The following is a 13,246-nucleotide window of genomic DNA, read 5'->3' on the forward strand; positions in this document are numbered from 1 at the left end:
GATTTGAAGTGTATCAATAATGACTATATACGCAGGCTATGAACTGATGTCCGGGAGAGACAAGGGGCGCAGCAATTTTTCCATATGAGCAACAATTTCCTGCGCGTATCGTTCAGGCTGCTCCAGGTCAGGAAAATGCCCGCAGTCGGCGAAGCGCAGGATGTGCAGTTGCGGCAAGTGTTCTCGTAACGATTCGGGCGGCGTCACCCGATGCGAGCGGTCTTGCTCGCCCCAGATCAGCGTGCAGGGCGGCGCGAGCGGGGTTACGGGCTCTGTGAGAGCGGTTTCGCGGAGCAGGCCTTGCACGACTCCCGCCAGGCAAAAACAAGCGCCGGCGTCGAATGACTGTCGCGCCACTAGCTGGAACGGCGTCGCGTCCGTTTGCGCAGGCAGCGCGCTGCGATGCCAACGCTGCGCCAGCTTGCGGCGCGCCAGCCAGGTAATCAACTGGCCCGCAACCGGCACGCGCAGCGGTCGTGGAATCATGCGGCGAGCCCAGGCCTGCATGGCCGGCAGTGACGGCGTTTGCGACAGGACCAGGCTGGCAATGCGCGCCGGCGCCAGTTGCGCCGCCCGGATGGCGTACAAGCCATTGGCGCAACTGAAGGCGAGTGTGGCCCGCGCAATGCCGAGCCCGTCGAGAACGGCGAGTACGGCGTGTGCTCCTTGTTCCAGGCTGTGTCCGTAATTTGCCGCCGGCAGCGAAAAGCCGAATCCCGGCATATCAAAGCACACGACCCGGAAACGCGGCGCCAGCAGCGTGATGAGGCGCCGGTAATGCGCCACGACGTTCGGACCGTCGGGAGTGAAGACGATGCAGGGACGATCAGGGAGCATGTTGTGGTTGCCCGGTTCGCTTGCCGAGTCGAACACGTGCACGCGTCCCGCAGCGGTCTCGACATACCTCAGGTTCGCCGGCGCACCGGCCAGCGATGCCGACCAGCGCGTAAGAAGGTAGTCGGTGCGCGCCCCCGGCATGGGCTACTTCTTGGCGGCCGGCGCCGCCAGCCGCTCCAGCTGCTCCAGCTGCTCCAGCTGATAGCCGTAGCCGTACACCGTCGTCAGCCGGAAACCCTTTTCCGGCTTCAAGTCCAGCTTGTTTCGCACGCGCGAGACATGGGTGTCGATGGTGCGGGTCGGCAATGCATTTTCATCTTCAGGACCCCAGACGCTTTCCTGCAAATAGGCACGCGACAGCGGCCGGCCGAGGTTGCTGAACAGTAAAACAGCCAGGGCAAATTCTTTTTGGGTCAGTGTGACCTGGATACCGGCGTGGGTGACGACATGCGCCGGCGACTCGAAGACATGGTCGCCAAATTGCAGCACCTGTGTTTCTTCATGCCCGGGATAAGCGCGTTGCAGCAGCAGCTTGACGCGCGCGGCGACCGCATGGCGTCGCAGGGGTTTGAATTCGCTGTCGACCAGGTGTTCATCTGCAGGTGCCGCCGGCAAAGCAGCCAGCGCGGCCAGTTCGGACGGTGTATCCGCCGCCAGCAACAGCACCGGGATGGCCGGCGTCCAGGCCATCTGCAACAGGTCCGCCAGATGCGCCCCGGCGCTGGCCACATCCACGATCAGCAATTGCGGATGCGCACGGCGCAGGTCCACGCGCTGCTGCACGCCGTGGCAATCGTGCGCAGGCAGGCTGCGGGCGATCAGGGCGATATCGGCGGCGGAATTGCTGAAGATGGAAATATGCATGGCATGCGGGGAAGCAGTTTTCGGCGCCGGAGAATCCAAGGTCCGAAAAGCACTGCGCCGGATTGAGTGCGCGCGATGGCGCACCCGTCCGGCGCAGTGACTAGTGGCAAAGCGCTTAAGTCGCGTCCGCGTCCGGCAGCACCACGTTCACGTCGAGCACTTCCAGGTTGCCCTGGCGATCCAGCGAAATCTTGATGTCGTCGGCGTTGACCTTGGTGTACTTGGAGATTACCTCGATCAGTTCCTTGTGCAGCGCCGGCAGGAAGTCATACCCCTGGCCCTGGCGACCGCCGCGCTCGCGCGCGATGATGATCTGCAGGCGTTCCTTGGCGGCCGTGGCGCTTTTTGCCTTGGGCGGAAACAGGAAGGAAAGCAAAGCCATGTCATTTACCTCCGAAAATACGCTGGAGCAGGCCCGGCTTTTCATAGCTGGTGAAGCGCAGCGGCAGGTCTTCGCCGAGGAAGCGGCTGACCAGGTCCTGGTAAGCCTCGGAAACGTCGGTTTCTTTCAGGTGGATCGCGGGATTGCCCTGGTTGGAGGCGTGCAGCACGGACTCCGATTCAGGGATGATGCCGATCAGCGGGATGCGCAGGATTTCCTGCACGTCGGTGTAGGACAGCATTTCGCCGGCTTCGACGCGCTTGGGCGAATAGCGGGTGATCAGCAGGTGTTCCTTGACCGGTTCGCCGCCGCTCAGGGCGCGGCGCGACTTGGCCTGGATGATGCCGAGGATGCGGTCCGAATCGCGCACCGACGAGACTTCCGGGTTGGTCACGATGATCGCTTCGTCGGCGAAGGTCAGCGCCATCACGGCGCCGTGTTCGATACCGGCCGGCGAATCGCAGATGATGTACTCGAAGTCCATCTTGTTGAGATCGGCCAGCACGCGTTCCACGCCTTCTTCCGACAGCGCGTCCTTGTCGCGGGTTTGCGAGGCCGGCAGGATGAACAGGTTGTCGCAGTGCTTGTCCTTGATCAGCGCCTGGTTCAGCGTTGCTTCCTGATTGACGACATTGATCAGGTCGTACACCACGCGGCGTTCGCAGCCCATGATCAGGTCGAGATTGCGCAGGCCGACGTCGAAGTCGATCACGACGGTCTTGTGTCCGCGCAGAGCCAGACCCGATGCGAAACTGGCGCTCGACGTCGTTTTGCCGACGCCGCCTTTACCGGATGTCACAACGATGATTTTTGCCACAAAAGACTCCTTAGAAGATCAGATTTGAATACTTGATTAAATTATTTGCTGGTATTGATCGGCAACACGTCGATGCGGTCGCCGGTCAGGCGCACCTGCACCTGTTTCTGCGCCAGTTCGGGCGGATGGCCGTTCTCAAAGGTACGGTAGACGCCGGCAATCGACACCAGTTCCGCTTCCAGGCTCGCGGCGAAGATGCGCGCGCCGGTATTGCCGCTGGCGCCGGCCAGGGCGCGGCCGCGCAGCGGGGCATAGACGTGGATGCTGCCGTCGGCGATGATCTCGGCGCCGTTGTTGACCGCCGCCATGATCACCAGGTCGGCGCCGCGGGCGTAAATGCGCTGGCCGGCGCGCACCGGCGTGTCGATGATCATCGTGGCGGCCGCCGGAGCAACCGGAGCGGCCTGCACCGGCGCTGCAGCGACCGGTGCTGGAGCCGGTACGGGAGCAACTGCGGGCTGCGGCGCTTCCTCTGCTGCGACAGCGGTGGCGGCTTCCTGCTGCGGCGGACGGGGGGCGCCGCCGTCGATGGACAACCCCTGCGCGGCGATGTCGGCGTGCAGTTCTTCCGGCGCGTTGCGCACCGCCACCGCATTGAGGCGATAGCGTTTGAACAGGCTCACCAGCGCGGCCCAGTCGATGCCGGCGCCGGCCGTATCCAGCGCGCCGATGTCGATGACGGCGAATTCGTCTTCAAAGAAGTCGGACACGCCGCCGGTCATGTCCTTGAGGGCCTTGTCCAGCGCCGCCGGATCGGTTTCGTGCAGGATCGCGGAAATGGCGACTACCGTGGATATCTTGATGTCGATCGGTTTACGAGCTTTTTGCATAAGTTGTTCAGTGCCTGCGTTATCCGGGTGGGGAAAACGGCAGGTTCATTGCGTTCGGGGAGATTCCGTCTGGCGCAGGGCCGGTGTTGGTTTGGCATTATACAGTCAGCGTGGCGCCGCGATAGGGGCCAATGCGAGGCTATCGGCCGCAATATCAGGCCTCCGGCAAGGTCTGGGGCGCTTCCGGGTCGTGCATTTGCAGGAGATAAAACCAACGGACAAAAAAATGCCGGAGACAGTGACGTCTCCGGCAGATTGCTACATTGGCAAGTCCGGCGGCGCGCGCCGGAGCAGGGTGCGGATGATCAGCCCGGCACTTTGCCTTCCACGCCTTCGACGTAGAACTTGACGCCATGCAGGAAGCCGTCATCGGCAACCGCATCCTTGGCGACTTGTTCCTTGCCGGTGTTGTCCTTGATCGGACCTTTCCAGATTGGTGCGGAGCCGTCGGCGATGCCCTTCTTGCGTTCTTCCACCAGCGCCTTGACGTCGGCCGGCAGTTCAGGATTGAAGCCGCCCAGGTCGATGCCGTTTTCCTTCAGGCCGAGCCAGGTGGTGCTGCTCTTCCACGAACCGTCGAGCACCGCCTGCACGCGCGCCGTGTAGTACACGCCCCAGTTGATCATCGATGCGGCCAGATGGGCCTTCGGGCCGAAGCTGGTCATATCGCTGTCCCAGCCGAACGCGTAGACGCCTTTTTCCTGCGCGGTCTGGACGACGGCGGCGGAATCGGTGTTTTGCATCAGCACGTCAACGCCCTGGCCGATCAGCGTGGTGGCGGCTTCACGCTCCTTGCCCGGATCGAACCACTTGTTGACCCAGACCACGCGCGTGGTGATTTTCGGATTGATCGAGCGCGCGCCCAGCGTGAAGGCGTCGATGTTGCGGACCACTTCAGGAATCGGCACCGAAGCGACCACGCCCAGCTTGCCGGACTTGCTCATCTTGCCGGCGACCACGCCTGCCAGGTAAGCGCCTTCATAGGTGCGCACGTCGTACTGCGCCAGGTTGTCGGCGGTCTTGAAGCCGGTGGCGTGTTCGAACTTGACGTCCGGGAATTCCTTGGCGACCTTGAGCATCGCCTCCATGTAACCGAAGGTGGTGCCGAAGATCAGCTTGTTGCCGTCGGTAGCCAGCTGGCGCATCACGCGTTCGGCGTCGGCCGCAGATTCAGGGACGTTTTCGACGAAGGTGGTCTTGACCTTGTCGCCGAACTTGGCTTCGACCGCCTTGCGGCCGTTGTCGTGGGCGAAGGTCCAGCCTGCATCGCCGACCGGTCCGATGTAGACGAACGCAACCTTCAGTGGTTCGGCCGCGGCCGGCGCAGCGGCGGCGGGTGCAGCTGCTGCTGCGGGAGCGGCTTCTTCTTTTTTGCCGCAGCCGATCAAGGTGGCGGCGGCCAGCGTGGCGAGCATCGCAATCGAGGCCCTGCGCGAAATTTTCATACTTTCTCTCCCTGGTGAAAAATCAATATCGATTCAGTTACAAAAATGAGCTGCACGAATTCACTGCAAAAACGAAATAAAAACGAACTAAAAAACCAACGACAAAATCAGGACGATCCCGGGCGGAACGGCTTGCCCAGCGAAGCCGGCATGTTCAGGCGGATCCAGTCGGGATTGCGCGAGATCAGCGCCAGCACCACGATGGTGGCGACGTAAGGCAGCATCGACAGGATCTGCGACGGAATCGTCACGCCGATGCCTTGCAAATAGAACTGCAGAATCGTCACGCCGCCGAACAGCAACGAACCCAGCAAGACCCGTGCCGGACGCCAGGTGGCGAAGGCCGTCAGCGCCAGCGCTATCCAGCCGCGTCCGGACACCAGGCCCTCCACCCACATCGGTGTATAGACCAGTGACAGATAGGCTCCGGCCAGGCCGCAGCAGGCGCCGCCGAACAGCAGCGCAAGGAAGCGGATGCCGCGCACCGAATAGCCCAGCGCATGCGCCGACTCCGGCGACTCGCCGACCGCGCGCAAGATCAGGCCGGCGCGCGTGCGATACAGGAACCACGCGATCGCCGCGCACAGCAGCAGCGCGACATATGCCATCCAGTGCTGAGTGAAGAAGGCCGGACCGACGAAGGGAATCGTATTCAGGCCGGGAATGCCGGTGCTTTGCGACGGCAGCGCCAGGCCGACGAAACGCTGGCCGATGAACGCCGACAGTCCGGTGCCGAAGATCGACAGCGCCAGTCCGGTAGCGACCTGGTTGGTCGCCAGCACCAGCGCCAGCCACGAAAACAGCGTCGCCATCAGCATGCCGCAAACGGCGCCCGCCATGAAGCCCAGCAGCGGGCTTTTGGTGGAGTAGCCAACTGCAAAACCGGCAATCGCCGCGACCAGCATCATGCCTTCCGCGCCGAGGTTGAGCACGCCGGCGCGTTCGTTGATTAGCAGGCCGATGGCGGCCAGCAGCAGCGGCGTGCCGGCGTTGATCGAAGCCGCGATGAGAGGAGCGAGTTGATCCATGATTGCTTATCCTTGTTTTTTCCAGCGCAGGCGGTAATCGATCAGCGTGTCGCACGCCAGCAGCAGGAACAGCAGCATGCCCTGGAACACGCCGGTGATCGCCGACGGCAGGCCAAGGCGCGATTGCGCCAGCTCGCCGCCCAGGTACAGCAGCGACATGATCAGTCCGCCGAACACCGCGCCGATCGGATGCAGGCGACCGATGAAGGCGACGATGATCGCTGCGAAGCCATAGCCCGGCGACACCGACGGCAACAGCTGGCCGATCGGTCCGGCGATTTCAAACGCACCCGCCAGTCCGGCGAAGCCGCCCGAAATCAGCAGCGATACCCACAAGGCATTGCGGCTGGAAAAACCCGCGTAGCGTGCGGCGTGAGGGGCGACGCCGCCGACCATCAGCGAGAAGCCGCGGAAGCTGCGCATCATGAACACCGCCATCACGACAGCCGCCGCGAGGGTGATCGCAAAGCCGACGTGCAGGCGCGTGCCGCTCATCAGCATCGGCAGCATGAACTCGCCGGAGAAGACCTTCGACTGCGGGAAGTTCATGCCGTTGGGATCCTTCAGCGGACCGTTGACGGCATACATCAGCAGCAGCTGCGCAACATAGGTCAGCATCAGCGACACCAGGATTTCGTTGGCGTTGAACTTGTCGCGCAAGAGCGCCGTGATGGCGGCCCAGAACGCGCCGCCGATCACGCCGGCGAGGATCATCAGGATCAATCCCACGCCGCCCGGGATCGCATGGTTGGGGACGTCGATCCAGACCAGCATCGCGCCCGCGCACATGGCGCCGACGGTGAACTGGCCTTCGGCGCCGATGTTCCAGATGCTGGCGCGGAAGCACACCGCAAGACCCAGCGCACACAGGATCAGCGGGATCGATTTCAACAGCAATTCACTGATGGCGCGCCTGCTGCTGAAAGGATCGACCAAGAACACCTTAAGACCGGCAATGGGATCTTTGCCCAGCGCCATGAACAGCAGCGCGCCGAGCAACAGCGTCAGGACGATCGCGATGACCGGCGACAGATACGTCATGCGGCGCGACGGCACGCCGCGCAGCTCGAGCCGGAAGGGAAGCGAGGTGAGCATTGCCTTAGCCATGTGCAGCCTCCGCCGCGGCGTCCGTCGCGCCGTCGCTCCACAAACCGCTCATCCACAAGCCGACCTGTTCGCGCGTGGCCTGTTCGATCGGGATGGAAGGCGACAAGCGTCCCTTGGCGATCACATGCAGGCGATCGCACAGCGCGAACAATTCGTCGAGTTCTTCGGAGATCACCAGCACGGCGCAGCCTTCTTGTTTGAGCGCCAGGATTTCGGCGTGGATTTGTGCGGCGGCGCCGACGTCGACGCCCCAGGTCGGTTGCGCGACGATGAAGACGCCGGGTTTGCGTTCCATCTCGCGGCCGACGATGAACTTCTGCAGGTTGCCGCCGGACAGGCTTTTCGCCAGCGCATCGGGACCGCCGGCCTTGACCTTGAAGCGCTCGATGATGGACGCAGCGATCTTGCGCGTGTAGGCGAAGTCGATCATGCCGTGCTTCACGTAGGGGACTTTCTGATGCGACAGCAGCATGTTGGCCGACAGGCTCAGCGTCGGCACGGCGCCGCGGCCGAGCCGTTCTTCCGGCACCAGGCCGAGGCCTTTCGCGCGGCGCGGGTTGGGCGCCAGATGACCGACGGCGCTGCCGGCCAGCATGATCATGTTGGGCGCAGCGCGCTGGTCTTCGCCGGACAGCGCCGCCAGCAATTCCTGCTGGCCGTTGCCGGAGACGCCGGCGATGCCGACGATTTCGCCGGCGCGCACTTCGCACTCGATGTCTTTGAGTTCGGTGGCGAACAGATGCGCTTTCGGCAGATTCAGGCGATTGACGTGGAGCTTGCGCTCGTTGCGCAGGGATTCCGGATTGCGTTCGCGGCGCAGGCGCACCAGCTCTTCGCCGATCATCATGCGCGACAGGCCGGCGCTGGTTTCATTGCGCGGATCGCAGGTGCCGGTCACACGGCCGCCGCGCATCACGGTCGCGCTGTGGCACAGCGCACGGATTTCATCGAGCTTGTGGCTGATGTAGAGGATGCTGCAGCCTTCGTCGGCCAGTTGGCGCAGTGTGACGAACAGCTTCTCGACCGCCTGCGGCGTCAGCACTGAAGTCGGTTCGTCGAGGATCAGCAATTGCGGATCGGTCAGCAGCGCGCGCACGATTTCCACGCGCTGGCGTTCGCCTACCGACAGTGTATGGACGTGGCGATTGGGTTCCAGTTCGAGGCCGTATTTGTCGCCGGTCTGGCGGATGCGCGCGATCAGGTCCTGCATGTCGGTGCCGGCGTCCAGGCCAAGCGCGATGTTTTCCGCCACGGTCAGCGTGTCGAACAGCGAGAAGTGCTGGAACACCATGGCGATGCCGAGCTTGCGCGCGATCTGCGGATTGGCGATGTGGGCCAGTTCGCCGTTCCAGTAGATTTCACCGGCGTCGGGTTTGACCGTGCCGAAGATGATCTTCATCAGCGTCGACTTGCCGGCGCCGTTCTCGCCGAGCACGGCATGGATCTCGCCGGGTGCAACGCTCAGGTTGATGTCGTCGTTGGCCAGCACCCCCGGATAGGCCTTGCGTATATGCGCTATTTGCAAGCGCGCAGGCGACGTTGCGGTCACGGATTTCCCCTCGCAGGAACAGCGCCGCACCGGGCGCGCTCCAGGTTATTCAAATGTTCTGCGGAATTTACCATAGCCAAATAAGCCGAATTGTCGACAATCAGGAAAATTGCAAAAATATCACGAACGGTTGCCGCCGCGGTGGGCCCAGCGCGTGGTGCGTTTCTCGATGATCGCGAAGAGCTCGTACATGGCCATCGCCATCGCGCCGATGACCACCAGGCCGGCAAACGCCAGCGGCATCTTCATCGACGAACCGGCAGACACCAGCAGGTAGCCGATGCCTTCGTTGGAGGCGTTCATTTCCGACACGGTCGAGCCGACGAAGGCCAGCGTGATGGCGACCTTCAATGAGGCGAAAAAGTACGGCAGCGAGCGCGGCAGGCCGACCTTGAGCAGGATATCCATGCGCCTGGCGCCGAGCACGCGCAGGACGTCTTCCAGTTCCGGCTCCAGCGTCGCCAGGCCGGTGGCGATGTTGACCATGATCGGGAAGAAGGAGATCAGGAAAGCCGTCAGGATCGCCGGCCCGGCGCCGATGCCGAACCACACCACCAGCACCGGTACGAAAGCGGCCTTGGGCAGCGCATTGAACGCCGTCATCAGCGGATAGGCTGCGGCATAGAGCAGCGGCGACGAACCGATCAGGAAGCCCAGCGACACGCCCACCGCCACGGCGATGGCGAAGCCCACCATGGTGACCCAGAAGGTCGACAGCGCGTGGTGCGCAATCGGGCCGGCGAATTCGATCATGGCCTCGATGATCGCCATCGGACTTGGGAAGATGAACTCGGACACGTCCAGCGCGCTGCAGATGATCTGCCAGATGACGAGGATCGCCAGCAGCAGTATCCACGGCGCCAGCGTACGTGCGGCCCGGTTCAGCGAAGAAGGTTTTTTCATGGTCGCCTCAGTCGTTTTCAGGTGTTGCGCACGCGGCCGATATGCTCGCGCAACTCGTGCACCAGGGCGTTGAAGGGATCGGTGTAGGTGAGCTCCAGTTCGCGCGGACGCGGCAGCGGATTTTCCTTGCGCGCCACGATACGGCCCGGGCGCTTGCTCATCACGTAGATGGTGTCGGCCAGGAAGGCGGCTTCGCGCAGATCGTGCGTGACCAGGATGACGTTGAATTTGCGTTCGGTCCACAGATCGCGCAGCACGCACCACAGTTCTTCGCGGGTGAAGGCGTCGAGCGCGCCGAAAGGCTCGTCCAGCAGCAGCATCTTCGGTTCGTGAATCAGCGCGCGGCAGATCGAGGCGCGTTGCTGCATGCCGCCCGACAGTTCCCACGGAAACTTGTCGGCATAGCCGTCGAGGCCGACGGTCTTGAGCAATTTGAGCGCACGCTCGGCGTACTGCGCCTTGTTCTTCTTGAAGTCGCTGCGATACGGCTCGACAATTTCCAGCGGCAGCAGCACATTGTCGAGCGTGGTGCGCCACGGCAGCAGTGTCGGCGCCTGGAAGGCCATGCCGACGAATTTGAGCGGCCCGGTCACGTCCGCGCCGGCGATGGCGATACTGCCGCGTGTGGGACGCTTGAGGCCCGTCGCCAGCTTCATGAAAGTCGACTTTCCGCAGCCGGACGGACCGACGATGGAGATGAACTCTCCCTGCCTGGTTTGCAGCGAAATGTCTTCGACCGCAAATTCGTCGGAGCCGTCGTAGGAAAGGAAGACGCGGCGGAAATCGACGAAGGTGTCCGTCTCCGCCTCAGTGTTCGAGGAAGTCATGGTTGCTTCGAGGGCGTCAGCTTGCAATGTCATTTCCCGAACACATTCAGCAGTTCCTTGGACGGCAGGTAAGCCGGGGTCCAGATCTTTTCCGCATTGACACGCGTCTTGGTGGCGTAGGCGTCCGACACTTGCGAGGCCATCAGCGTCAGGCGCGGCAGGGATACCTGGCCGTAGCCTTCGGCCTTGGCGTGCGGCGTGGCGATGGCGCTGGAGATGGCCAGCTTGAGGCGGCGCAGTTCCAGCTTGGCGTCGATCAGGCCGTCGCGTTCCTTGAGCACCTTGATGGCGCCTTCGGGATCGGCCAGCACATCCTTGGTCGCCTTGGCGAAGGCGCGCAGGAAGCCCTTGAGCGCCTCCGGATTGGTCTTCATCAGGCTTTCGTTGGCGATGATGGCGTTGCCGTACAGCTTGACGCCATAGTCGGGATACATCATCACGTTGATGTCTGAATCCTTGATGCCGCGTGCGTTCAGGTTCAGCAGCGAGGTGAAGTAGAAGCCGGTGATGGCGTCGACGTCGCCGCGCGCCAGCATGGTTTCGCGCAGCGGCGGATCCATGCTGATCCAGTTGGCTTTGGAGGCATCCAGGCCGTTGGCCTTGGCGAAGATCGGATAGCCGCGGCGGCCGGCGTCAAACACCGGCGAGCCGAGCTTCTTGCCGACCAGATCGGCCGGTGTCCTGATGCCGGTCTTCTTGAGCGAGAAGATTGCTGCCGGCGTGTCGTTATAGACCATCATCACGGCCATCGGCTTGCCCGGCGAGGCAGGATTGTTCGCAGTGAATTCCATCAGCGCCGCCATGTCGGCAAAGCCCATGTCGTACGTGCCTGACGCCACGCGATTGACGGCGTTGCCGGAGCCGCTGCCGGCGTCGATGACGACGTCCAGTTTCTCCTGCGCGAAATAGCCCTTGGACTTGGCCACCAGGAACAATGCGGACGGACCTTCAAAGCGCCAGTCGAGCTGGAACTTGATTTTGGTTTCCTGCGCAAAGGAGGCGGAGCAGGTGGCGCTAAGCAGCACGGCGGCGGTGAACTTGAAGAGCTTGTTGGCGTGCATGATGGGCTTTCCGTTGAATTCAGTTGATCGGTTGGCCGGGTGCAGGCGACGTGACGGCAATGTCGCCAATGCGGCCCGGTTTTGTTGTCCGGTTTTTACAAACGATGTCCTCTTGAAAAGCATTTACTGTGCCAAGAACGCCGGACGGCGGCGACGGCGAAGACAGCGCTCGCGTCGGCCTTTGGCAGGTCCGAATTTTGTCGACAATCCAAAAATTCATTTGCGACAATTTGGTGCTTTGTTGCACCGCTCTAGCAAGAGTTGCACTAAAAACAGTATTCTTACGCGCCTGTAAGCCTTGTAGATACAGGTGTTTGTGGGAGACATCGTTTAGTACTGTCGTTCTATATCTTGTCGACAATCTGTCTGCGCCATCCACTTGACGGGACATCCGGAAGGGGTGTTTTCACTCTGCGCAGCGGCTCGGACCGACCTGCGCGCAGCGCGTCGATTCAATCCGTTCAGGCCCGTGTCAACGCATCCGGTCGCACATTGTCGACAGTTTTCCGGGCGCTTGTTTTCGGCTGGCATGGCGTTTGCATTGATGGAACCCGGCGGATTGCAGATTACGCATGGGCGTTTGTCGGCATGCGATGCCAGACCTGATCGGACATGGGTGAGCAAATGAAGGAGCGCGCGTTACTTGAGCGACAAGCTGCAAGCAACGAGCGATGGGATCCGGATTTATTTTTCAATGAAACGCAAAAGGGAGAAAACGTATGAAGAAGAGTGCAATGGGGATGTGCTTGACTACCGCAGCGCTGGCTGTTTCGGCCATGAGCAGCATGTCGGCCAATGCTGCGGATTGGGCGGACAATTCGATCGGTATCCGCTACGGCACCAAGTTTGCCGAGCCGTTCAACTCGCAGGATATTTCCAAGAAGATCGTCAACTTCACGCACGCCAGCGGTTACAAATACGGCACCAACTTTCTGAACGTCGATTTGCTGATGTCGGATAGCAAAGACAACGAATCGCAAGAAGCCTATATCGTCTATCGTCATACACTGGATATCGGCAAGGTAGCCGGCAAGGACCTCTCTTTCGGCCCTGCGCGCGGCTTTGGCCTGACTGCAGGCTTTGACTGGAACACCAAGAATGACCCCGGCTACAGCTCGCGCAAGCGCATGATCGTTGCGGGTCCTACTATCATGATGGACGTGCCGGGCTTCCTGAACATCAGCCTGCTGGCCCTGTGGGAAAGCAATCAGCCATTGAGCAACGGCGTTCGCATGTCCAGCCGCTACTCCTACGACACGCACCCGATGTTGAATGCAGCCTGGGGCATCCCGTTCGGCACCAGCGGCTTCGCGTTCGAAGGCTATGTGAACTACATCGCCGCCAAGGGAAAGAACGAGTTCGGCGGCGGCACCGCGCCTGAGCTGAACTTCGACGGCCAGATCATGTACGACGTCGGCATGCCTATGGGCATGGGCAAGAACACCTTCCGTGTCGGCCTGGAATATCAATACTGGCGCAACAAGTTCGGCAACCCGCACAACGTGCCGGGTTCGCTGGCGAAGACGCCGATGATCCGCGCCGAATACCATTTCTAAGTATTTCTGCGGACCTGCCGGTGTGAACATGCCCTACGGT

The 13,246-nt window shown here is 62.0% G+C and carries 13 protein-coding genes; 1 reads left to right on the forward strand and 12 read right to left on the reverse strand.

The genetic code is table 11. The features are described from left to right. Positions 1-36: 36 nt before the first annotated feature. From F506_RS03040 to F506_RS03095, 12 genes are all read right to left on the reverse strand, one after another. Positions 37-978, reverse strand: a complete 942-nt coding sequence (locus F506_RS03040; protein WP_083457552.1) for an alpha/beta fold hydrolase — start codon at positions 976-978, stop codon at positions 37-39. A 3-nt stretch (positions 979-981) separates the two neighbouring features. Beyond that, a complete protein-coding gene (locus tag F506_RS03045) occupies positions 982-1,701 on the reverse strand; it encodes a response regulator transcription factor (protein WP_053195278.1) in 720 nt (239 codons plus the stop codon). Between the two features lie 115 nt (positions 1,702-1,816). Then, a complete protein-coding gene (gene minE, locus F506_RS03050) occupies positions 1,817-2,083 on the reverse strand; it encodes a cell division topological specificity factor MinE (protein ID WP_053195279.1) in 267 nt (88 codons plus the stop codon). 1 nt (position 2,084) lies between these two features. Next, a complete protein-coding gene (minD, locus tag F506_RS03055) occupies positions 2,085-2,900 on the reverse strand; it encodes a septum site-determining protein MinD (protein WP_053195280.1) in 816 nt (271 codons plus the stop codon). A 41-nt stretch (positions 2,901-2,941) separates the two neighbouring features. Beyond that, positions 2,942-3,730 carry a septum site-determining protein MinC gene (gene minC / locus F506_RS03060; RefSeq protein ID WP_053195281.1) on the reverse strand — a complete coding sequence of 263 codons (789 nt, stop codon included), beginning with the start codon at positions 3,728-3,730 and terminating at the stop codon, positions 2,942-2,944. Positions 3,731-4,035: 305 nt separating this feature from the next. Continuing rightward, entirely contained in the window at positions 4,036-5,175 is a 1,140-nt protein-coding gene (locus F506_RS03065) for a BMP family ABC transporter substrate-binding protein (protein WP_053195282.1), read from the reverse strand. A 107-nt stretch (positions 5,176-5,282) separates the two neighbouring features. Continuing rightward, positions 5,283-6,203 (reverse strand): ABC transporter permease, encoded by a 921-nt coding sequence (locus F506_RS03070; RefSeq protein ID WP_053195283.1) that lies wholly within the window; start codon positions 6,201-6,203, stop codon positions 5,283-5,285. 6 nt (positions 6,204-6,209) lie between these two features. Beyond that, positions 6,210-7,298 carry an ABC transporter permease gene (locus F506_RS03075; RefSeq protein WP_407638236.1) on the reverse strand — a complete coding sequence of 363 codons (1,089 nt, stop codon included), beginning with the start codon at positions 7,296-7,298 and terminating at the stop codon, positions 6,210-6,212. Between the two features lie 4 nt (positions 7,299-7,302). Next, positions 7,303-8,859, reverse strand: coding sequence for an ABC transporter ATP-binding protein (locus F506_RS03080; protein WP_053195285.1), 1,557 nt, complete (start codon positions 8,857-8,859; stop codon positions 7,303-7,305). Between the two features lie 120 nt (positions 8,860-8,979). Further along, positions 8,980-9,762 carry an ABC transporter permease gene (locus tag F506_RS03085; protein WP_053195286.1) on the reverse strand — a complete coding sequence of 261 codons (783 nt, stop codon included), beginning with the start codon at positions 9,760-9,762 and terminating at the stop codon, positions 8,980-8,982. Positions 9,763-9,779: 17 nt separating this feature from the next. Continuing rightward, positions 9,780-10,589, reverse strand: coding sequence for an ABC transporter ATP-binding protein (locus F506_RS03090; protein WP_053201205.1), 810 nt, complete (start codon positions 10,587-10,589; stop codon positions 9,780-9,782). 29 nt (positions 10,590-10,618) lie between these two features. After that, a complete protein-coding gene (locus F506_RS03095; RefSeq protein WP_053195287.1) occupies positions 10,619-11,650 on the reverse strand; it encodes an ABC transporter substrate-binding protein in 1,032 nt (343 codons plus the stop codon). Positions 11,651-12,369: 719 nt separating this feature from the next. Between F506_RS03095 and F506_RS03100 the strand changes: the two genes are divergently transcribed. Further along, a complete protein-coding gene (locus F506_RS03100) occupies positions 12,370-13,206 on the forward strand; it encodes an outer envelope protein (protein WP_053195288.1) in 837 nt (278 codons plus the stop codon). Positions 13,207-13,246 lie beyond the last annotated feature (40 nt).

It is taken from the genome of Herbaspirillum hiltneri N3 (assembly GCF_001267925.1).
GTDB lineage: Bacteria > Pseudomonadota > Gammaproteobacteria > Burkholderiales > Burkholderiaceae_D > Herbaspirillum > Herbaspirillum hiltneri.